This is a genomic window from Amycolatopsis sp. cg13 (genome assembly GCF_041346965.1).
Lineage (GTDB): Bacteria > Actinomycetota > Actinomycetes > Mycobacteriales > Pseudonocardiaceae > Amycolatopsis.
This window is the reverse complement of record NZ_CP166848.1, coordinates 2,464,346-2,484,058: the sequence shown is the minus strand read 5'-3', so window position 1 is coordinate 2,484,058 and position 19,713 is coordinate 2,464,346. Positions and strand designations below refer to the sequence as shown.

The following is a 19,713-nucleotide window of genomic DNA, read 5'->3' as shown; positions in this document are numbered from 1 at the left end:
TCCATACAACGATCTCGCCCGGTCGTGTACCGGAGGCGAGAAGTTGACAGCGAGGAGTCACGGCTATAGCTTTGCAAACAAAGTTAATTTACAGGCAAAGGGAGTGTGGGATGACCATCCTGGTGACGGGGGCGCGCGGGAATGTCGGGAGCGAGGTCGTCCGGGTGCTCCGCGAGGGCGGGCACGAGGTGCGTGGATCAGCGCGTGACGCGACCGTGCTGGATCTGCCGGACGCGGTGTCGTTGGATCTCACCGCCGACGCCGGGTTCGAGGACGCGCTGCGTGGTGTCGAGGCGATCTTCTTGTATCCGACGCGGCCGAACGGCGCGGCGGATTTCCTTGCAGCAGCGCGTAAATCAGGCGTGTCGTACGTCGTGCTGCTGTCGTCGCCGGACGTCTACGAGGGGTCCGCGGACAATCCGATCCGGCTCGGACATTTGCCCGCAGAGGCGGCGGTGGCGGAGTCCGGACTGCCGTTCACGGTGCTGTACCCGGGCTGGCTGATGGGCAATACTCGGCGCGACTGGGGTGCGGCGATCCGGGCCGGAGAACCGGTGCGGCTCTTCTCTCCGGAGTCGCAGTTCACGCCGACGGCTGAGGCGGACGTGGCCGCGGTCGCCGCGAAGTTGCTCACGGAGCGTCGCTATCCGGGGCGGCGGCTGGCGCTGACCGGGCCGGAATCGATGACGCAGCGTGCGATCGTCGAAACCCTGGCGGAGGAATTGGGTCGCTCGATCGAAGTGGCGACCGAAACGCGGAGCGAGGCGCTGGAGCGGCGTCCAGAGTGGATGCCTGCGGCGATCCTGGAGCACCTGATGGACGTCGAGGAGGCAGCGGTGGGCCGAGTGGCGCCGGTGAACAACACGGTGGAACGGTTCGCGGGACGCGCGACGTCATTCCGCGAGTGGGCCCGGGCGCACAAGGACGACTTCGCCCCGCGCCCATAGAGTCCAATGTGGACAGAACCTAGGCGGGCTTCCAGGAAACTCCGGCGGGCCGCGTCTGGGATTCGCACAGTTCCCGCACCGCGCGCAGCACTTCCTCGGCGGAAACCTCGCTCCCGGACGGCTGCGGGAAGTGCGCGCCCTGAAGACTGAAGTAGTCGACGGGATCCTCGCCGGAGCCGTCCGCGGGCAGATAAGTCTCGCCGTTTTCGTGCCACGCCAGGCTTCCCCGCGTGCCGCGCAGACCGGCGACCAGGTACGGCGTCCGCGGCTTCCGGCCCGCGTACAGCCACCAGACGACCCCGGCGTCCGGCGCGGGCGGTTCGGCGGCGCGCAGGGCGGAGAGCACCTCGTCGGCAGCCGTCTCGGTGACGTCGTACCCGGTCCGGCGACGGGCGTCTTCGATGCTCGCCATGGTGCGCTCCGCTCGTGAAGTGTCCTGATACTACTCGGTGCCGATCGGCGAGCGACTTGTGGAATGGCCAGTGCGGAGCCGGGCCGCGCGCAGGGTCAGATAGCGCTGCTCGGCGGTGTTTCCGGTGCGGGCGGCGGCCGCGGTGTAGTGGCGGATCGCTTCCTCTCGTTGACCGGCCATTTCCAGCAGGTGCGCGCGGGCGGCGGCGAGGCGGTGGTGGCCGGGCAGCCGGTCGTCGAGCCCGGACAGCATCGCGAGCCCGGCGTCCGGCCCGTGCACCATCGCAGTCGCGATCGCGCGGTTGAGCGTTACGACGGGGTTGCCGGTCAGCGCTTCGAGCCGCGTGTACAGCGTGAGCACGCGCGGCCAGTCGGTGTCTTCGGCCCGCAACGCGATGTCGTGCGTCGCGGCGATCGCGGCCTGCAGCCGGTATTCGCCGATGCCGTCGCGGGTCAGCGCGGCGGTGATCAGCGCGACGCCTTCCCGGATGAGTGAACGGTCCCACCGCGCCCGGTCCTGGTCGGCGAGCGGGATGAGGTCGCCGTCCGGTCCGGTGCGAGCCGGCCGCCGGGCGTCGGTGAGCAGCATCAGCGCGAGCAATCCGGCGGCTTCGCCGTCGTCCGGCAGCGCGGCGTGCAGCAGCCGCGCGAGCCGGATCGCCTCGGCGGACAGTTCGGTGCGGTGCAGGCGGCGGCCCCCGCTGCTCGTGTATCCCTCGTTGAACACCAGGTACAGCACGTGCAGCACGGACCGCAACGCCGCCTGCCGCTCGTCCGCGGCGGGCATCCGGAACGCCAGGCCGGACTTCTTGATTTTCGCCTTCGCCCGGCTGATCCGTTGCGCCATCGTGGTTTCCGGCACGAGGAACGCGCTGGCGATCTCCGCGGTCGTCAGCCCGCCGACGGCCCGCAACGTCAGCGCGATCGCCGACGCCGAGGTCAGCGACGGGTGCGCGCACAGGAACAGCAGCGTCAGCGTGTCGTCGCGATCCGGCACGTCGGCGGCCCGCGGCTCGGCGGCGACCGTGTCCTCGCGCCGCCGCCGGGCCTGGTCGCTGCGGAAACTGTCGATGATCCGGCGGCTGGCGGTCTGCAGCAGCCAGCCGCGCGGATTCTCCGGGATCCCCTCGGCAGGCCAATGCTGCACCGCCGCGAGGAGAGCTTCCTGCGTCGCGTCCTCGGCCGCGCCGAAATCGCCGGACCGGCGCGCGAGGACGGCGAGGACCTGGGGCGCGAGCGTGCGCACCAGGTCCTCGACCTCGGGCCGCGACATCACACCTCCGGCGCGCTCATCACCTGGCGCACCTCGATCGGCACCCGCAGCGGCGCGCCTTCCGGACCCGGCGCGGCCGAAACCCGGGTCGCGATCTCCAGCGCCCGCGCCTCCGATTCGACGTCCACCACCCGGTATCCGGCCAGCAGTTCCTTGCCCTCCGGGAACGGCCCGTCGGTGACGACCGCGCCGCCCTTGCCGTCCGCGACCACGGTTTTCGCCGCTTCCGGCCCAGCCAGGCCTTCCGCCTCGACGAGTTCCCCGGCCTCGGTCAGCTCGGCGTTGAGCACGTGCTGGAACTGGATGTGCGCGCGGATGTCCTCCGGAGCCCACTCGGGCAGCGGGATGTCGCAGTCTTCGCCCTGGGCGTAGGTCTGCAGCAGCATGTACTTCGGCATAGCGTTTCCTCCAGTGTCCGGCTCGCCGCTTCCGGGCGGGCTCACCAAGGGAACGGAACCCGCGCGCCGTCCTCGACACGCACCGCGCACATCTTGCCGGGGAAATCTCGGGGGCGCGGGCGAAACGGGTGGCATGGGTCTCAGTGCCCGGGACGCCCGGACGGCCTAGCAGGTAGGTTGCGGGAAGCAACTCACCTGGAGGGAACCGTGAGCACGACGACCTTCGCCGCGGTGTCCGCGGTCAAACAGCGTTCGGACACCGAGTTCAGCGTCGATCTCAGCCCGGCGTGGACCATCGGCGGCCGCCCGAACGGCGGCTACCTGCTGGCCACGATCGCCCGCGCGGCGACCGTCGTTTCCGGGCACCCGGACGTTCTTGCCGCCAGCGCGCACTACCTGCGCTCGCCCGAGCCGGGCCCGGCGGAGATCGAGGTCGAGGTGCTGCGCACCGGCCGGACCGCGACCCAGCTGCGCGGACGGCTGCTCAAGGACGGCGTGCCGCAGGTCGAGGCGCTGCTGACGCTGGGCGTCCTCGGCGCGGCCGAACCGTTCTGGCAGGACGGCGTGCCGCGGCCGGAGTTCGGGCCGTTTCCGGAGGAGCCGTGGGGCCCGGACGTGCTGTCGTCCGGCATCCCGATCGCGATCCGCGACGAGATCGACGTGTACTTCGACCGCCCGCTCGCCGACGGGCCCAGCGGCCGCGGCGAACTGCGCGCCCTGCTCGCGCTGCCCGGCGACGAGCAGTTCGATCCGGTCAGCCTGCTGTTCGCGGTCGACGCCCTTCCTCCGGCAACCCTGGATGTCGCGCCGTCCGGCTGGGTGCCGACGCTTGAACTGACCGCGTATGTGCGGGCGCACCCGGCTCCTGGCCCGGTGCGCGTGCTGCACCGCGCTCACCTGATCGGCGACGGGCGGGTCGACGAGTCCTGCCACGTGTGGGACAGCGCAGGGACTTTGGTCGCGCAGGGTACGCAGCTGGCCGGGATCCGGATCGGCTGACTTACTGCCCCGGGTACGGCGGCTGCTGCTGCGGGTAGCCGGGGTACGGGCCGGGCGGCACCGGACCGGGGGCGGACGGCAGCGGGCTGGAGAACGTGGGCCCGGTCGTCGGTGCCGCCATTGACATCAGCAGGTTTTCGACGGTCTTGCGGCGCGCGCCCGCGACGACCGCCACGGCCATGATCTCGAGTGCGAGGCCGAGCACGAACCAGAACAGGTGGTAGCTCGTGAACGACTCGAGGTCGGTCGAGCGACACGAGGTGTAGTTCGGTTCGTTGCGGGACACCTCGCACGTCCAGTGCGGTTTGGCGATCAGCACCATGATCAGCCCGCCCCCGATGCTGGCCAGCCCGAGGACCATGAAGAAGACCTGCAGAATCCGCGCGAAGATCGACATGCGCGAAGCGTAGCGACCCGATGTCCGCCGGGTCAGCGGGTTCCGGCAAGTGCCCCCGTCGTGACCAGCCGGTACCCGGTGCGCCCGGAAAACTCCGCCGTCAGCGCGAACCGGTCGCCGCGCACCAGGGTGTGCCGCCATTCGATGCGTTTGCCCGCGCTGGTGCCCAGGCGTCCGATGGAGAACGCGCCGACGGTTTCGCCGCAGCCCAGCAGGGTGCGTTCGGCCCGCGTCGGCACCACCGCGCGGATCTGTTCCTCGCCGTGGTCGAGGCGGACTCCGGTGCGGCGGTGGAGTTCGCCGTACAGGCTGGTGTGCTGGAAATCCGCGTCCAGCAGCGGCCGCGCGAGGTCGGCGGGCAGCCAGACCCGGTCGACGGCCAGCGGGTCGTTTCCGGCCAGCCGCACGCGTTCCAGGTACAGCAGGGGAGTGGAGCCCTCGAGCGACAGCCGTTCGGCGACCACGGCGTCCGCGCGGATGTCGAGCCGGCGGACGACGCTGTGCTGGTCGAGCCCGGCCTCCTCGACCGCGGCGAACAGGCTGTAGAGCGCGCCGAGCGGCTGCTGGATCTCGGCGGCCGCGGCGACGCGGGGCTGGCGTCCGCGTTCGGCGATGAGCGTGCCGTCCGCGCGCAGTTCCCGCAGCGCCTGCCGGACCGTCTGCCTGCTGACGCTGTATTCGTCGGCGAGCGCCAGTTCCCCGGGGAACGCGCCGTCGAACTCCCCGGCGCGGATGCGCACCAGCAGCCGCTGCTGCAACTGCCGCCACAGGGGCTGTCCGCCGGTGCGCACCAGCTCTGCCTCGCCCATGCCGGGAACAGTACCGCTTGCCAAATGTACGGACAGCTCTTAGATTAAATGTACGTACATTACCGAGGAGGCCAGAGTGCGCACAGGAGTGAACCGGTGACCGGCGCGGCGCTGGGAGCGACGCGCGCGACGGTGCAGTGGCGGGCCAAGCTCGCCCGCCCGGTGCCGGGGCTCGCGGTCGCGCTGCTGGTCGCGGCGGTGGCGACGGCGGGCGGGAAGCTGGTGCCGGTGGTCGGCGGGCCGGTGCTCGCGATCCTGCTCGGCGCGGTCGCCGGCGCGGTTGTGCCGTCGCTGCGGAGCTGGCGGTTCAGCCCGGGCTACGCCATCGCGTCGCGGCCGGTGCTGCAGCTGTCGATCGTGGTGCTGGGCACGGGGCTCTCGATCCAGCAGGTGGTGCACGTCGGCGGCCAGTCGCTGCCGGTGATGCTCGGCACGCTCGCGGTCGCGCTCGGCGGTGCGTGGGTGCTCGGCCGGCTGCTCGGCGTCCGCGGGGACACGCAGACGCTGATCGGCGTCGGCACCGGCATCTGCGGTGCGTCCGCGATCGCGGCGACCAGCGCGGTGCTGAAGCCGAAGGAAGCCAATATCGCTTACGCGCTCGGCACGATCTTCACCTTCAACGTCGCCGCGGTGCTGCTCTTCCCGCCGCTCGGGCACGCGCTCGGGATGTCGCCGCACGCCTTCGGCCTGTGGGCCGGAACCGCGGTGAACGACACGTCCTCCGTCGTCGCGGCTTCCTACGCTTATGGCGGCGACGCCGGTTCCTACGGCTTGGTCGTGAAGCTCACCCGCACGCTCACGCTGATCCCGATCGTGCTGTTCCTCGCCGTGCTCGCCGCGCGCAAGCAGTCGGGCGGCCGGGTTTCCTTGCGCGCCATGCCTTGGCACCGGCTGGTGCCGCCGTTCCTGATCGGCTTCCTCGCCGCCGCCACGGTGGAGAGCGCGGGCTGGATCCCGGAATCGTGGCACGCGCCGCTGTCGACGCTCGGCACCTTCCTGATCACCATGGCGCTCGCCGGGATCGGCCTGGCGCTCAAGCCGTCCGACCTGCGCAAGGCGGGACACAAGCCGCTGCTGATGGGGGCCATCCTGTGGATCGCGGTCGCCGCGTCGAGCCTCGGGCTGCAGGCGCTGACCGGCGGGATGTGACGCGTTAGCGCACGCGCGGATTCCGCTTCCGCCGCCTGCGAGCGGCAAGGACCGCGAAAAGCCGGGACACCCCTCGGCTCCGGCGCACGAACACCACGGATTCGCCGCGTGGGCCCTCGGCCCGCGCGGCGCTTTCGTTTCCTGGGCCGCGCCGGAATTCCCGGAGTCCGGCGGCGAACTCGGCCGGGTCGCCCCCGACGTCCGGGTGATGGGTGCGCACGAACCGGCGGTACGCCGCCTTGTCGGCTTCGGACCACGCGCTCCGCTCGTCCACCGCCGTCCTTCCCCGGTTGAGGGTTTCGCCTGAAGTTCCTGCCGGAAGCCGATCGCAAGTGCCAACCGGCAGTTCAACGATACTGTTCAAGCACATGACCGAGCAGATCGCACTCGACCTCTCCGAGCTTCGCGCCGTCACCGCCTACGCGGTGGCCTGTGCGGAGCCCGCGCTGCCGATCTTCGAACAAGCCCGTCCGGACGACCGCCGCCCGCACGACGCGATCGAGGCGGCTCGGGCGTTTTCGCAAGGAGCCAAGCGCAGCAAGGCAATCCGCGACAGCGCGTGGGCGGCGCAACGGGCGTATCAGGAAACGCGCGACGCCGGGCAGACCGCAGCGAGCGAGGCCGCGCGAGCTGCTGTCGCCGCTGCCGGGGCGGCGTTCCTGCATCCGCTCGCGAAGGCGACGCAGGTGTGGCACATCCTCGGCCCGGCTGGCCATGCGGCGTACGCGTTCGAACTGGCTGGAATGGCGGCGCAGCACCCGGCGGCCGATCCGGTGGTCGTCCGGGTGCTGTCGCGGTATCCGAAAGCGCCAGATGGTCGCGGGCGGGCGGGGGAGTTGGTGCGCGAGCTGGATATGTTGCTGCGCAAGGGTTAGCGAACCCGTTCGACCCGCCGCTCGTCCCAGACCGGTTCCGGTGTCTCGCGGACGACGCCGTCTGAACCGAAGACTAGGTAGCGGTCGAACGAGCGCGCGAACCAGCGGTCGTGCGTGACCGCGAGCACGGTGCCTTCGTAGGACTCCAGCCCGTCCTGCAGCGCCTCGGCGGATTCCAGGTCGAGGTTGTCCGTCGGCTCGTCCAGCAGCAGCGCGGTGGTTCCGGCCAGTTCCAGCAACAGGATCTGGAACCGCGCCTGTTGTCCGCCGGACAATCGGTCGAATACCTGCTCGCCCTGGCGGTGCAGTTCGTACCGGCGCAGCGCGGACATCGCCGCACCGCGGTCGCGCGCGTGTTCCGTCCACAGCACGTCGACGAGTGTGCGGCCGGTGAGCTCCGGGCGGGCGTGCGTTTGCGCGAAATGGCCGGGCACGACGCGCGCGCCGGTCTTCCAATCGCCGGTGTGTGCGACGTCGCCGCCCGCGAGCAGGCGCAGGAAGTGCGACTTCCCGGAGCCGTTCGAGCCCAGCACCGCGACGCGCTCGCCGAAGAAGATCTCCAGCGAGAATGGTTTCATCAACCCGGTCAGTTCCAGGTTCTTGCAGGTCACCGCGCGCATTCCGGTACGTCCGCCGCGCAGCCGCATCCGGATGTCCTGCGGCCGCGGCGGTTCCGGCGGGGGACCGGCCTCCTCGAATTTCCGCAGCCGGGTCTGCGCCGCCTTGTACCGCGACGCCATCTCGTCGCTGCGCGCGGCGTACTGCTGCATGTCCCGGACGAGCCGTTTGAGCTGGGCGTGCTTCTCGTCCCAACGCCGGCGCAGTTCGTCGTAGCGGGCGAACCGTTCCTGCCGCGCCTCGTGATACGTGCCGAACCCGCCGCCGTGCACCCAGGCGTCCGCGCCGTCGCCGCCGGGTTCGACGCTCACGATCTTGTCCGCCGCTCGCGCCAGCAGTTCGCGGTCGTGCGACACGAACAGGACGGTTTTGCGGGTTTCCTTCAGCCGGGCTTCGAGCCAGCGTTTGCCGGGGACGTCGAGGTAGTTGTCCGGCTCGTCCAGCAGCAGCACCTCGTCCGGTCCGCGCAGCAACGCTTCCAGCACCAGGCGTTTCTGCTCGCCGCCGCTGAGCGTGCGCACGAGCCGCCAGCGCGCGCGGTCGAACGGCACGCCGAGCGCCTCGGTGGTGCACATATCCCAAACAGTCTCGAACTCGTATCCGCGGGCTTCGGCCCAGTCGCTGAGCGCCTGCGCGTACCGCATTTGCGCGGCCTCGTCGTCGACCTCCAGCAGCCGCTCCTCGGCAGCGTCGACCGCCAGGGCAGCATCGCGAACCCGGTGCGGGGCAACGGAAACCAGCAGATCCCGCACCGTGCGCTCGTCGCGCACCGACCCGACGAACTGCGCCATCACGCCCAGCCCGCCGGTCACCGTGACCGCGCCCTCGTCCGGCTTCAGCTCTCCCGACAGCAGCCGCAGCAACGTGGTCTTGCCCGCGCCGTTGGGGCCGACCAGCGCGACGACCGCGCCCTCGCCGACCCGGAACGAGACGTCGCCGAGCAGCGGACGCCCGTCGGGCAGCACGTAGCGCAGGTGCGCGGCCTCCAAATGCCCCATGTCCCGGCACTCTACCCAGACCGCCGCGAATCGCCGCACGGTTTTCCGGCCGTCCACAGAGGACACGAAAGCGGCGGTGCCGGGGAGAACCGGCACCGCCGCTCTTGGAATCGCCTTATGCCTTGCGCTGCATGCTTTCCCGCGCTGGGTTGGCCTGCTCCGCCGCCTTCGGGTCCTTCTCGTTCTGCTTCGCGCGCACGCCGGACTCGACGCGGTCGCCGAGATCCTTGTCCACGTTGTGCCAGTACTCGAAGGCCCGCTTCAGCACCGGTTCGGTCACCCCGTTGAGCAGGTGCCCGACGATGTTGTCCACCAGCCGCTCGCGCTCGGCGTCGTTCAGGACGTCGCGCACCATCGTGCCGGCCTGGCCCCAGTCGTCGTCCTCGGCGTGGTCGACGTAGGCCGAGCGGACCATCTCGCCGTCGGCGTGCCAGCCCGCGGGCGTGCCGTAGCGTTCCGTGTCGGCGCGCGGACCGCCCTTGGAGTTCGGCGCGTACACCGGGTCGGAGACCTTGGCGTAGCGCATCGCGCCGTCCTTGCTGTAGCTGTGCACCGGCGCGGTCGGCGCGTTCACCGGCAGCTGCTTGTAGTTCGCGCCGATCCGGTACCGGTGTGCGTCGGCGTAGGCGAACAGCCTGCCCAGCAGCATCCGGTCCGGGCTCGGGCCGATGCCTGGCACCAGGTTGTTCGGCTCGAAGGCGGCCTGCTCGATCTCGGTATGGTGGTCGGTCGGGTTGCGGTCGAGCGTCATCTTCCCGACCTCGATCAGCGGGTAGTCGCCGTGCGGCCACACCTTCGTGAGGTCGAACGGGTTGAACCGGTAGGTCTTCGCGTCCTCGAACGGCATCACCTGGACGTGCAGCGTCCAGCTCGGGTAGTCGCCGCGCGCGATCGCCTCGAACAGGTCCCGGGTGTGGTAGTCGGTGTCCGCCGACGCCATCTGGTCGGCCTCGTGCTGGGTGAAGTGCTCGACGCCCTGGTCGGTCTTGAAGTGGTACTTGACCCAGAACTTCTCGCCCGCGGCGTTGACCCACATGTAGGTGTGCGAGCTGTAGCCGTTCATGTGCCGCCACGTGCGCGGGATCCCTCGATCGCCCATCAGCCAGGTGACCTGGTGCGCCGATTCGGGGGAGAGCGTCCAGAAGTCCCACTGCATGTCGTGGTCGCGCAGGTTGCTGTCCGCGCGGCGCTTCTGCGACCGGATGAAGTGCTGGAACTTCAGCGGGTCCTTGATGAAGAACACCGGGGTGTTGTTGCCGACGAGGTCGTAGTTGCCCTCGGTCGTGTAGAACTTCAGCGCGAACCCGCGCGGGTCGCGCCAGGTGTCCGGGCTGCCGCGCTCGCCCGCCACGGTGGAGAACCGGGCGGCCATCTCGGTTTTCACGCCCGGCTGGAACACCGCGGCCTTGGTGAAGCGGCTGACGTCATTGGTCACCTCGAAGTGCCCGAACGCGCCGCTGCCCTTCGCGTGCGGCTGCCGTTCCGGCACCCGTTCCCGGTTGAACTGCGCCATCTGCTCGATCAGGTAGTGGTCCTGCAGCAGGATCGGGCCGCCCGGGCCGACAGTGAGCGAATGCTCGTCGCTCTCGGCCGGGATCCCGGCGTCCGTCGTGGTCGCCGGGGGTTTCGGTTCTTCGGTCATCTCGCGAACTCCTCGTGGTGGTCGGAAACGCCGGAGCAGTCGGGGCACAGACCCCAGAAGACGATCTCGGCCTCGTCCACGGCGTACCCGCGCCGGTCGTGCGGCGTGAGGCAGGGGGCCTCGCCGCGGACGCAGTCGACGTCCTCGGCCCGGCCGCAGCGGCGGCACACCAGGTGGTGGTGGTTGTCGCCGGTCCGCCGTTCGAACCGCGCCGGATGCCCGGACAGCTCGATCCGGCGGACGAGACCCGCTTCGCCGCACGCGGCGAGCACGTCGTAGACCGCTTGGATCGACACGCTGCCCAGGCTCTCGCGCACGCCCGCCGCGATCGCCTCGACGGTCGCGTGCGGGTGCTCGCCGAGCCAGCCGAGCACGGCTTGCCGCGGCTTGGTGACGCGCAGGCCCGCCGCCCGCAGCGTCGCCGCCGAGTCCGGCATCGGAGTCCTCCCCGGGGATCTGGAACCGCTCCAGTTCCGCCGGTTACCCCCTCTTCCCGGCTCTCACACCTGGGTGTCACCCACCGGTCGGACGAGCTCGGCGAGGTGCGCGCGAAGGACGGCGACGCACTCGTCGGCCGAGGTGAGTTCCGGCTGCAGCACGGCCCGGAACGCGATCCCGTCGATGAGCGCGGCCAGCCGGGGCGCTTCGACTTCGGGGTCCTTCGGCTCGAACCGGCAGCTGCGAACCTGTGCGTCGAGAATGCGGCGAGCCAGCGTCACGGTGCCTTGAACCGCTTCCCTGGCCAGGTCGTCCAATCCCGGATCGGCGCGCGCGGCCATCAGGAATTCCACCAGCACGGTCACTTCGGTGCGCCGGCGCTCGTCCAGCGGAAGCAGTTCGGACAGGAATTCGGTGAGCTGGTCGACGGCTTCCTCCGGCGACAGCTCCGACAGCGACCCGATCTTCTCGCGGCGTTCGACGAGCCGCGCGGTCGTCCGGTCGATGGTGGTGCGCATCGCGAACCGCATCAGCGCGTGCTGGCTGTCGAAGTAATGCCGCACCGAGCCGATGTTCAGCCCCGACTCCGCGGCGACCGCGCGCAGCGAGACCGCGTGCAGTCCGTCTTTCGCGGCCAGCCGCAGCACCGCGTCGGCGATGTGCGCGCGTCGCTCTTCCCCGTCCACCACTCTAGGCACTGGACTTTTATATCACAGACGTGATAGAAACGGTTTGTATCACAGGTGTGACAGAAAGGGGTGCGCCGTGGAGACGGTGCTGAACATCCTGCTGATCCGGTTCGGCATCATCGCCGCGATCGTCGTGGTCGTCGGCCTGGCCGGCTTCGCGCTGATCGTTTCGCTGCGGCGGCGGGGCAAGGGGGAGCGCGTGCGGGAAGGCGCGGCGACGCTCGCGAAATCCGCCGCTCAGGCGATGGACCGGCGCGGGGCGCGGGGAGTGCGCGGTCGCGTCGGCGGCGAGGTCGTGCGCCAGGCCGCGCGGTGGCTGGACGAGGACCCGGGCCGGAAGCGGTCCGGCCGGTGAACGCGGCGCTGCTCGCCGACGGGGACGGGATCCTGCAGCATCTCATGCACGATCTGCTGGTGAAGGGGCTGATCGTGCTGGGGGCGGTGCTGGTGGCGGTGATCGGGGTCGTGGTGATCTGGAAAAAGGTGGGGCGCTGAGTCTTCGGCTTTCTTTGGCTTGGCGGGCTTCGCCGTTTGGCGGGTCGACCCCGCGCAGCACGCGACATGTGGCGGTGCTAGCCGGGGTCGGGGTTTCGGCACGATGGAGTCCTCACCTGGAAGACGGAGGCCGTTGATGAGTTATCCGTTCGATCCCGAAATCGCCGCCGCGATCCCGATGCTGCCCGAAGTCGACTTCCGCGACGTCGCTGCCTCGCGCGCGGGAATGGCCGAGCTGCTCGCCTCGATGCAAGGCGAGTTCGACGGCACCGGCGTGACCGCGCGCGACGAGACCGTGCCCGGCCCCGAAGGCGCACCGGACGTCCCGATCCGGGTTTACACGCCGGATCGCGTCGCGACGAAGGCGCTGCTGTTCGACATCCACGGCGGCGGTTTCGCGCTCGGCGACCTGGAAGTCGACCACGCGACCAATGTCGAACTGGCACGGGAACTCGGCGTCGTGGTCGTGTCGGTCGAGTACCGGCTCGCGCCGGAAAATCCGTACCCGGCCGGGCTGGACGACTGCTACGCGGCGCTCGAATGGTCGGTCAAGCATGCTGACGAACTGAACATCGACCCGGAAAAAGTGGTCGTCTACGGCGTGAGCGCGGGCGGCGGACTGGCCGCGGCGCTGGCGCTTTTGGCCCGCGACCGAGGCGGCCCGTCGATCGCCTTCCAGTTCCTCTCCGTGCCGGAGTTGGACGACCGACTCGAGACCGGCAGCATGCGCCAGTTCGCGGACACCCCGATCTGGCACCGGGGCGCCGCCGAGGCGAGCTGGGACTACTACCTGGGCGGCCCCGGCAAACGCGGCGGCCCGGACGTCTCGGTTTACGCGGCGCCGGCCCGGGCGACCGATCTCTCGGGCTTGCCGCCCGCGTACGTGTCGGTGATGGAGTTCGACCCGCTGCGGGACGAGGGAATCGCTTACGCCCAAGCCCTTCTGGCGGCTGGGGTGCCGACGGAACTGCATCTGTTCCCGGGCACTTTCCACGGCTCGGCGGTGCTCCGGCACGCGACGGTGAGCCGCCGGGAGACCGCGGAGCGCCTGGCGGTGCTGGCTCGGGTGCTGGGGGTCGAGGCGGGCTGAGGGCACCGGAATTGTCGGTGGGAGCCGATAGAGTGGATAACGGGGGACCCCCGCGCGAGCGGAATCGCTGTCCCTCAAGCAGATTCCGCCAACCTCCGTGCCACCAAAGCCATCCGCGCCCGGAATCGTCCCGCAGTGTCGTCCAGTGTCCACCCCAACGCGTCCTCCACATGCGCCAAGCGCGCCGCCACCGAACTGTGGTGGCGGTGCAAAGCGATCGCCGCTTGGCGCAAGGAACCCGTGCGGCAGAAGGCTTCCAGCGTTTCCAGATCACCGCTCTCGGCAAGCGCGTTCAACGCCAGCACGTCCGGCTGCGCGCGCAACCGCTCCGCCGGGATCTCCGCCAGCAGCGTCACCGAACCGAGGTCCTCGTGCACGATCAGCGGCCGCGATTTCGCCGCGAATCGTGTGGCCAGGCGAGCTTGCAGCCACGAACTCCGGGCCGCCAAACCGTCGACCGCGTCGCCGACGCCTACCCGGACGGTGTCCGGCAGCGTGCGGTCCTTGGCCCGCAACGCCAGCGTTTCGCGTAAAGTCGGGACTACCGAATCCGGACCTTCGCGCGGCTGCAGCACCACCGCGGCCACCCCGCCGACGACGGCCACCCGCGCACCGAGCGGGCCGCCGCGGGCGACGAGGGCGACGGCGTCCGCACCGGCATCGCGGCCGGGGCCCGAACCGACCGCCACCACTCGCAGCGGGCGTGTGGTGTCCAGGCCGAGCAGGGTCAGTGCCCGTGTCCGGTCCTCGTCCGCGGCCTGCTCGCCCAGCACTAGTTCGACTAACGCCGGGTCCGCGAGATGCGGTGCGGACGGCTGCGGTTCGACGGGATTGAGCACTTTCGCCGAGATCGCGAGCCGTTCGAGCACCAGGACGTCGAGCGGACCGGGCTCGCCCGCGCGTTCCAGCCACACCCGCCCGGCGCCGTCGAGGTCCACCACGACGGCGCCGGGCGGCACCGGACCGTCGCCGCCGGGTTCGCCGGTCGGGCGGAACCGCAGTACGGTTCCGTCGACACAGCGAATCCCGGCTACGCATTCCGCGAGAAAAGCCGTCGCGCGCAGCAAATCCGGCAGTGTCGCACGGCGGGCGATCAGCTCGTCGAAATACGCGATGACGCGCACCGCCGTTTCCGCGCCGGAATCGACCGCGGACAACCGCAGCAGCAAGCCCTTCACGAGGTCCAGCTTACCGCGAGTCTCAAGTGGACAGTCCGGCCAGCGGATGCAGCTCCTCCCACCGCGGCACGCGCGGCGGGAACCGGAGCGTCAGCCCGGCTTCCGCTGGCGTGCGGTCGGCCTTGCGCGCGTTGCAGCTGCGCGCCGACCCGCCGCACGCGGCGACGGTGTTGAGCCAGCTCGTGCGCGGGCCGCCGCGCGAGACCGGCGTGATGTGGTCGACCGTGGTGGCCCGGCGCCCGCAGTAGGCGCACGTGTGCCGGTCGCGCCGCAGCACGCCGGAACGCGACCAGCGCGGCGGCCCGGAATAACGCCACTTCATCACGACGTAGCGCAGCAGCCGCACCACCTTCGGCCGCGGGAAGACGCCGAGGTCCGGCCCGTCGCTTTCGTGGACGACCGCGACCTGGCGGACCAGCATCCGGATGGCATGGGGGAGCGAGACGGTGTGCAGGGGCTCGTAGCCGGCGTTGAGAACCAGGACTCCCATGGCGACGGGCACCTCCTTTCCACGGTCGTTACGGGCCGTGAACGCAAAAGCCGCCCGGCCGGTGCTCCGGCGGGCGGCTCCTCGCTCACGGCGTGGCAGGCCACGTCATGGCGCGGAGCCGGGAATGCCCGACAGGGGCATGCATTCGTCGCGGTGCGGCATTCCGTGGTTCCTTTCGTGGCTGGACAGCTTCATCATTGTCGCCCCGCGTGCCCGCGTCAACGGAAAATGATCGTCCCGGTTTTCAAGATCCACAATGGATTCAACGCGGGCGAGCGGAAGCGCTTTCCCGTTTCGGCGGCGTCCGGTACAGCTCGCCGAGCAAGGCCACGGCGGCATGCGTGGCCGGATGCGGATCGTGTGCGCGCCAGGCGAGCTGGACCGGCACCGGCGGGGCGTCGCGGACCCGCCGGTACACGATGCCGTCGCGGCGATACTGCGTCACCGTCGAATGCGGGGTGACGCCGACGCAGCGACCGGAGGTGATGGTGGCGAGCCAGTCGTCGACGTCGTGCGTCGGCTCGATCCGCGGGCGCGCGTCCGGCGGCCACAGGCCGGCGGAAGTGGTGCCAGTGCGCGGATCGACCACCAGCAGCCGCGACGCGAGATCGGCGAGCGCGACGGTGCGGCGGCGCACGAGCGGATCGTCGACGGCCATGGCGCAGTAACGGTCCTCGTGCCCGACCGTCGCGTGCGCGAACTTTCCCGCGGGCACGTGATGCCGCACCACGGCGAGATCGACCAGCCCTTCCGCCAGCCCGGCGGTCGCGGTGTTGGCGCGCACGAGCAGCAGTTCGACGTCCGGGTACCGCGCGGCCCAGCGGCGCTGGAATTCCGCGGTGTGCTTGCCCATCGCCGACCACGCGTGGCCGATGCGCAGCCGCGTGTGCCCGGTGGTCGCTTCGCGGACGAGATCGTCGGCCTCGGCGAGCAGGTGCCGGGCGCGGGCGAGCACCTGGACGCCGGCTGTCGTCGGCTCGAGGCTCCGGCTGGTGCGGTGCAACAGCTGCACGCCGAGAACCCGTTCCAGCGAAGCCAAATTCCGCGATACGGCCGCCTGTGAGACGCCGAGTTCGAGCGCGGCGTCGGTGAAGGTCCCGGCGTCCACGATCGTCACGAGACAGCGCAGCTGACGCAACTCCAGATCCATGCGTCCAGCGTATCGCTGATGTGGTCAATGCATTTTGCGCATGGATCGGCCGGACCCATGCTCGACCGCATGGCGACTACGGAACTGACTCCGCGAACGCGCGGCGACGCCCGGGCGGCCGGTGCCGCGATGCTGCTCGGCAGCGCGCTGTCCAACCAGGTCGGCGCGGCGACGGCGGCGCTCGCGTTCCCGGTCCTCGGCCCGCCGGGCGTGGTGGCGGTCCGCCAGTGGGTGGCGGCGGTGGTGCTGCTGGGAGTGGGACGGCCGCGGTTGCGGACGTTCACCGCACGGCAGTGGTGGCCGGTGCTCGGTCTGGCCGCCGTGTTCGCGACGATGAACCTGTCCCTGTACACGGCGATCGACCGGATCGGCCTCGGACTGGCCGTGACGCTCGAATTCCTCGGCCCGCTGGCGATCGCGCTGGCCGGCTCGCGCCGCCGGACGGACCTGGCGTGCGCGGTCGCCGCCGCGGTCGCGGTCGGAGCGCTGATGCGGCCGCAGCCGAGCACGGACTACCTCGGGATCGGGCTCGCGCTGGTCGCCGCGCTGTGCTGGGCCTGCTACATCCTGCTGAACCGGACCGTCGGCCGTCGCCTGCCCGGCGCGGCGGGTTCGGCCGCCGCGGCTGGGGTGTCCGGTCTGCTTTACGTGCCGATCGGGGTGTTCGCGATGCTGCACCACCCGCCGACGCCGGGCGCGCTCGCGGCGGCGCTTACCGCCGGGCTGTTGTCGTCGGCGCTGCCGTTTCTCGTCGATCTGATGGCGCTGCGGAGGGTCCCGGCGCAGTTCTTCGGAGCGTTCATGAGCGTCCACCCGGTGCTGGCCGCGCTCGTCGGGCTCGTGCTGCTGGACCAGCGGCTCGACGCCGTCGCGTGGGCCTCGATCGGGGTGATCGTGGCGGTGAACACGGTGACGGTGCTGCGGCGGGCGCGGTAATTGTCGGTGGGGCGGGCTAACGTAGGCGGCGCTGGCTAGGGAGGTGCGGCGTGGTGCGGATCGCGGATCAGGAGTGGCCGGCGACGGTCGTGCCCGCCGACGCGCGCGAACGTTCGCAGGCGACGGGCGTGCTCGTCCGCCGCATGGGCTGGGTGTCCGAGCGGCTGACGCGGGAGGAACGCGACGACGTCGAGCGGCAGCTGGAATTCTGGTACTCCAACGGATACTGCCCGGACGCGCTGCTGATCGCGATGAGCGCGCTGCCGGACGGGACGCGCCAGCGGCCGCGCCGGGCCGGCGAAAAGCCGGGCGACTTCCTGCGCTCGCGGATGAAGGGCTGGTTCGTCGACGAGTCCGCCGCCGGAGACCTGACCGAGGTGCGCGAACCGCCCCGGCGCGGGCAGACCTTCGAGGCCTGGCTCGCGAACCGGCGCAAGCAGGCGGCGGACGAGGGCATGTATCAACGGCGCTCGCGGTTGACCGACGCGGGGGAGCGGGCCAGGGCCGAGGCCCGCACGATCGCGTCGTCCCGGCGGAAGGATCCGCTCGCGCGCGTGCGCGAGAGCGAACGGCGGCGTGCTGCGGCATTGGAGAGTCTGCGAGTGGTGGGCGAGGCGGTCGAGGTGCCACCGCCGCCAGCCTCGGTCTCCGCGACGCCGCGGATGGTCGCGTCGTTCGCCGGGCGACAGTCGTTGGCCGCGCATTCGCCGCAGGTGCTTCGAATTGTCGAGCGGTTGCGGGCGGAAAAGCGGGGGCCGTCGGCGACGGAGCTGGCGGTGCTGCGGAACGCGGTTCGGGACGCGCACCACAATGCCGGGCTGGGGACGTTGGAGGCGGCCAGTGCGGAGGTCAACGACGTGGATTCGTTGACGCCGGACGGGCAGCGGATCAAGGATTTCCTCGCGCGCGCCGCGGACGACCGGCTGCCGCTTGACGCGACTGTGCGGTTGCTTCACTCGATGCGGTGAGCCTTGCGTGTCGGGTCACCCGTCGCGGGGATGGTGCTTCCAGACTCGCCCGGTGATGAACACGTCGATGGACGATGCCGGACGCTGTTTGCTTTCGGTGGCGTGGAATATCCGGACTGGCGGGCCTCGGGCTGATCCGCGGGCGGATGAGGTGCGGGAGCGGTTGCGGACGGTGTGTCGCGGGTTGGGGCATGCGGCTTGTCGGGCCGCTGTCGGGGGTGTTGGCGGGGATTCGGTGCCGTTGTTGCGGTTGGCTGATCGGGCTTTTGAGATTGATACTTTGCTGTTGCTGGTGGGGACTTCGTTGATTCCGGATTCCGGGCGGGATTTGCGGTGGTGGGGGGAGATCGAGGCGCTCTTGGCTGAGGTGGACGGGATGGTGGGGGAGGCTTCGGCTGTGTTGGGTGGGGTTTTTGTGTGAGGTCTCGGGGGTTTCGGCTCGTCGCCTGGCGGCGACATTGCTTTTGAGTGGTGCGGTGGGGCACCCCGAAGCTGAGCGTGACTACGGCGCGGAGGTGCTTGTCAAGGCGGGAAAGATGCCTTGACAAGCACCTCCGCGCCGTGTTTTTGGCTTCGTATCGGGGTGCGGGGGTGGTGTGGGCGCATCTCGAGTTGGGTGCACTGGTGCGGGGGGTGGCGTGGGTGCCTCGAATTGGGTGCATCGGCTGCGGTTCGGTGGGTGGTGGGGCTTGCGCCCCGATGCGGCGTTGGGTGCGTCGCATGCACCCAACGCCACGTGGGGTGCGTGGATGCGCTGAATGCCGCATGGGGTGCGTGGGATGCGCCGAATGCCACTTTGGGTGCATCGCGTGCACCCAATGTCGCATTGGGGGCGCATCGCGGCGGCGAGTGAGCAGGTGGGCTGGCGAGCTGTGAAGGGCTCCTTGAGGGAATCAGATTCCCTCAAGGAGCCCTTCACGGACTGCATCGGGTCGTAAGGGGGGCCAGGCACGCTCCGCGTGCGAGAGCCGGTGAGGGTTCCCTCACCGCCTTGCGCGGGTCGTGAGGGGAACCCTGAGGGAATCTGAGTCTGTGAGGGTTCCCCTCACGGCACGGAGCGCGGCTATGCCGCGAAGGGGCGAAGGCGCGGGCCTGTGTAACGGCTCTTGCGGCGCTTAGGTTCCACCGCCCGTGAAGGGGCCCCACGGCACGAGCTTAAGTGAAGTCGGCGCGCGGAAATCGGTGTCGCGGAGGGCATAACGGATCGGTGCCGTCGGTCGTGGGAGGCACTCTGGAAGCGGTGCGGCCCATGCGGGGGAACGGGGTCAGGGGCGTTGGCGCACTCCGGCCAGCACCGCGCTCACGCTCGGCAGCCAGCGGTGCCTCGGGTCGGGGGCGGTCAGCCACTCGGGGCCCATGCCGGGGGTTTGCTGTCCGATCGGCAGGGGGAGGAGCGCGCCGCTGTCCAGGACGGTTACGTCTGCGGGCAGGGTGCCTCGCAGGAGGAGTTCGCCGTCGGTTTCGGCGAGGATCGCCAGGCGCGGGCCGTGCTGGGTGGGGAGGATCAGGGACGGGCTGTCGCAGCCCAGGGCGGACAGGTGCGCGAGCACGGGGCCCGACGTGAGTTTCGGCAGGGTGACTGCGCACAGCCCGTTCTCCAAGGCCAGGAACAGGCGCGCGCCCTGCCGTCGGACGGACCAGCCGAACACCCCGCCGTAGTAGGCGTCTGCTGGGTCTGGGCCGGTGTGGTGGTCGGGCCGCAGTTGCTGGTCGAGTGTCATCGTCGACGCCTTCCGCTCGCATGGGGTGCGCGACCCATGCTA

At 70.5% G+C, this 19,713-nt stretch carries 23 protein-coding genes; 9 read left to right on the top strand and 14 right to left on the bottom strand.

Annotated features, from left to right (window positions below; all coding sequences use genetic code 11):
• Window positions 1-110 precede the first annotated feature (110 nt).
• Window positions 111-947 carry an SDR family oxidoreductase gene (locus AB5I40_RS11135; RefSeq protein ID WP_370938401.1) on the top strand — a complete coding sequence of 279 codons (837 nt, stop codon included), beginning with the start codon at window positions 111-113 and terminating at the stop codon, window positions 945-947.
• Window positions 948-966: 19 nt separating this feature from the next.
• On the opposite strand, the gene AB5I40_RS11130 is transcribed toward AB5I40_RS11135, so the two are convergent.
• From AB5I40_RS11130 to AB5I40_RS11120, 3 genes are read right to left on the bottom strand one after another with little or no spacing between them, the layout of a single operon-like run.
• Window positions 967-1,359, bottom strand: a complete 393-nt coding sequence (locus AB5I40_RS11130) for an Imm1 family immunity protein (protein WP_370938400.1) — start codon at window positions 1,357-1,359, stop codon at window positions 967-969.
• Between the two features lie 30 nt (window positions 1,360-1,389).
• The gene (locus tag AB5I40_RS11125) at window positions 1,390-2,631 is read right to left on the bottom strand and encodes an RNA polymerase sigma factor (protein ID WP_370938399.1); all 1,242 of its coding nucleotides are present in this window, start codon (window positions 2,629-2,631) and stop codon (window positions 1,390-1,392) included.
• Window positions 2,631-3,029, bottom strand: coding sequence for a YciI family protein (locus tag AB5I40_RS11120; protein WP_370938398.1), 399 nt, complete (start codon window positions 3,027-3,029; stop codon window positions 2,631-2,633). Before AB5I40_RS11120 ends, AB5I40_RS11125 begins: the two co-directional genes overlap by 1 nt.
• Window positions 3,030-3,236: 207 nt before the next feature.
• On the opposite strand from AB5I40_RS11120, the gene AB5I40_RS11115 reads away from it, so the two are divergent.
• A complete protein-coding gene (locus AB5I40_RS11115) occupies window positions 3,237-4,028 on the top strand; it encodes a thioesterase family protein (RefSeq protein ID WP_370938397.1) in 792 nt (263 codons plus the stop codon).
• Window position 4,029: 1 nt separating this feature from the next.
• Here AB5I40_RS11115 and AB5I40_RS11110 read toward each other — a convergent pair whose 3' ends face one another.
• Together AB5I40_RS11110 and AB5I40_RS11105 are read right to left on the bottom strand one after the other, a co-directional pair.
• Entirely contained in the window at window positions 4,030-4,425 is a 396-nt protein-coding gene (locus AB5I40_RS11110; RefSeq protein WP_370938396.1) for a hypothetical protein, read from the bottom strand.
• 32 nt (window positions 4,426-4,457) lie between these two features.
• The gene (locus AB5I40_RS11105; protein WP_354744497.1) at window positions 4,458-5,234 is read right to left on the bottom strand and encodes a GntR family transcriptional regulator; all 777 of its coding nucleotides are present in this window, start codon (window positions 5,232-5,234) and stop codon (window positions 4,458-4,460) included.
• A gap of 96 nt (window positions 5,235-5,330) precedes the next feature.
• Here AB5I40_RS11105 and AB5I40_RS11100 point away from each other — a divergent pair, with 96 nt between their 5' ends.
• Window positions 5,331-6,383, top strand: coding sequence for a YeiH family protein (locus AB5I40_RS11100; RefSeq protein WP_370938395.1), 1,053 nt, complete (start codon window positions 5,331-5,333; stop codon window positions 6,381-6,383).
• Between the two features lie 4 nt (window positions 6,384-6,387).
• On the opposite strand, the gene AB5I40_RS11095 is transcribed toward AB5I40_RS11100, so the two are convergent.
• The gene (locus AB5I40_RS11095; protein WP_370938393.1) at window positions 6,388-6,657 is read right to left on the bottom strand and encodes a hypothetical protein; all 270 of its coding nucleotides are present in this window, start codon (window positions 6,655-6,657) and stop codon (window positions 6,388-6,390) included.
• A 94-nt stretch (window positions 6,658-6,751) separates the two neighbouring features.
• On the opposite strand from AB5I40_RS11095, the gene AB5I40_RS11090 reads away from it, so the two are divergent.
• On the top strand, window positions 6,752-7,258 hold the full coding sequence (locus AB5I40_RS11090) for a putative immunity protein (protein ID WP_370938392.1): 507 nt from the start codon (window positions 6,752-6,754) through the stop codon (window positions 7,256-7,258).
• On the opposite strand, the gene AB5I40_RS11085 is transcribed toward AB5I40_RS11090, so the two are convergent.
• The 4 genes from AB5I40_RS11085 to AB5I40_RS11070 form a co-directional block, all read right to left on the bottom strand.
• The gene (locus AB5I40_RS11085) at window positions 7,255-8,874 is read right to left on the bottom strand and encodes an ABC-F family ATP-binding cassette domain-containing protein (protein WP_370938391.1); all 1,620 of its coding nucleotides are present in this window, start codon (window positions 8,872-8,874) and stop codon (window positions 7,255-7,257) included. The two genes, AB5I40_RS11090 and AB5I40_RS11085, sit on opposite strands and share 4 nt — an antisense overlap.
• Window positions 8,875-8,989: 115 nt before the next feature.
• Window positions 8,990-10,516: a catalase gene (locus AB5I40_RS11080; protein ID WP_370938390.1), complete on the bottom strand. Its 1,527-nt coding sequence runs from the start codon at window positions 10,514-10,516 to the stop codon at window positions 8,990-8,992.
• Entirely contained in the window at window positions 10,513-10,953 is a 441-nt protein-coding gene (locus AB5I40_RS11075; RefSeq protein ID WP_370938389.1) for a Fur family transcriptional regulator, read from the bottom strand. Before AB5I40_RS11075 ends, AB5I40_RS11080 begins: the two co-directional genes overlap by 4 nt.
• Before the next feature lie 63 nt (window positions 10,954-11,016).
• Window positions 11,017-11,652 (bottom strand): TetR/AcrR family transcriptional regulator, encoded by a 636-nt coding sequence (locus tag AB5I40_RS11070; protein WP_370938387.1) that lies wholly within the window; start codon window positions 11,650-11,652, stop codon window positions 11,017-11,019.
• A gap of 67 nt (window positions 11,653-11,719) precedes the next feature.
• Between AB5I40_RS11070 and AB5I40_RS11065 the strand changes: the two genes are divergently transcribed.
• The 3 genes from AB5I40_RS11065 (at window position 11,720) to AB5I40_RS11055 (ending at window position 13,228) form a co-directional block, all read left to right on the top strand.
• On the top strand, window positions 11,720-11,998 hold the full coding sequence (locus AB5I40_RS11065; RefSeq protein WP_370938386.1) for a hypothetical protein: 279 nt from the start codon (window positions 11,720-11,722) through the stop codon (window positions 11,996-11,998).
• Complete coding sequence (locus AB5I40_RS11060) at window positions 11,995-12,138, top strand: hypothetical protein (RefSeq protein WP_370938385.1); 144 nt, start codon at window positions 11,995-11,997, stop codon at window positions 12,136-12,138. Before AB5I40_RS11065 ends, AB5I40_RS11060 begins: the two co-directional genes overlap by 4 nt.
• Window positions 12,139-12,274: 136 nt before the next feature.
• Window positions 12,275-13,228 carry an alpha/beta hydrolase gene (locus tag AB5I40_RS11055; RefSeq protein ID WP_370938384.1) on the top strand — a complete coding sequence of 318 codons (954 nt, stop codon included), beginning with the start codon at window positions 12,275-12,277 and terminating at the stop codon, window positions 13,226-13,228.
• A 74-nt stretch (window positions 13,229-13,302) separates the two neighbouring features.
• Here the strand turns inward: AB5I40_RS11055 and AB5I40_RS11050 are convergent, their stop codons facing one another.
• The 3 genes from AB5I40_RS11050 to AB5I40_RS11040 form a co-directional block, all read right to left on the bottom strand.
• Window positions 13,303-14,406, bottom strand: coding sequence for a helix-turn-helix domain-containing protein (locus AB5I40_RS11050; RefSeq protein ID WP_370938383.1), 1,104 nt, complete (start codon window positions 14,404-14,406; stop codon window positions 13,303-13,305).
• Window positions 14,407-14,428: 22 nt separating this feature from the next.
• Complete coding sequence (locus tag AB5I40_RS11045; protein ID WP_344279158.1) at window positions 14,429-14,896, bottom strand: HNH endonuclease; 468 nt, start codon at window positions 14,894-14,896, stop codon at window positions 14,429-14,431.
• 262 nt (window positions 14,897-15,158) lie between these two features.
• Entirely contained in the window at window positions 15,159-16,046 is an 888-nt protein-coding gene (locus AB5I40_RS11040) for a LysR family transcriptional regulator (protein ID WP_370938382.1), read from the bottom strand.
• A 69-nt stretch (window positions 16,047-16,115) separates the two neighbouring features.
• Between AB5I40_RS11040 and AB5I40_RS11035 the strand changes: the two genes are divergently transcribed.
• Complete coding sequence (locus tag AB5I40_RS11035; RefSeq protein ID WP_370938381.1) at window positions 16,116-16,982, top strand: DMT family transporter; 867 nt, start codon at window positions 16,116-16,118, stop codon at window positions 16,980-16,982.
• Between the two features lie 50 nt (window positions 16,983-17,032).
• The gene (locus tag AB5I40_RS11030) at window positions 17,033-17,950 is read left to right on the top strand and encodes a hypothetical protein (RefSeq protein ID WP_370938380.1); all 918 of its coding nucleotides are present in this window, start codon (window positions 17,033-17,035) and stop codon (window positions 17,948-17,950) included.
• Window positions 17,951-19,215: 1,265 nt separating this feature from the next.
• Here AB5I40_RS11030 and AB5I40_RS11025 read toward each other — a convergent pair.
• Window positions 19,216-19,671, bottom strand: a complete 456-nt coding sequence (locus AB5I40_RS11025; protein WP_370938379.1) for a hypothetical protein — start codon at window positions 19,669-19,671, stop codon at window positions 19,216-19,218.
• Window positions 19,672-19,713: the final 42 nt, after the last annotated feature.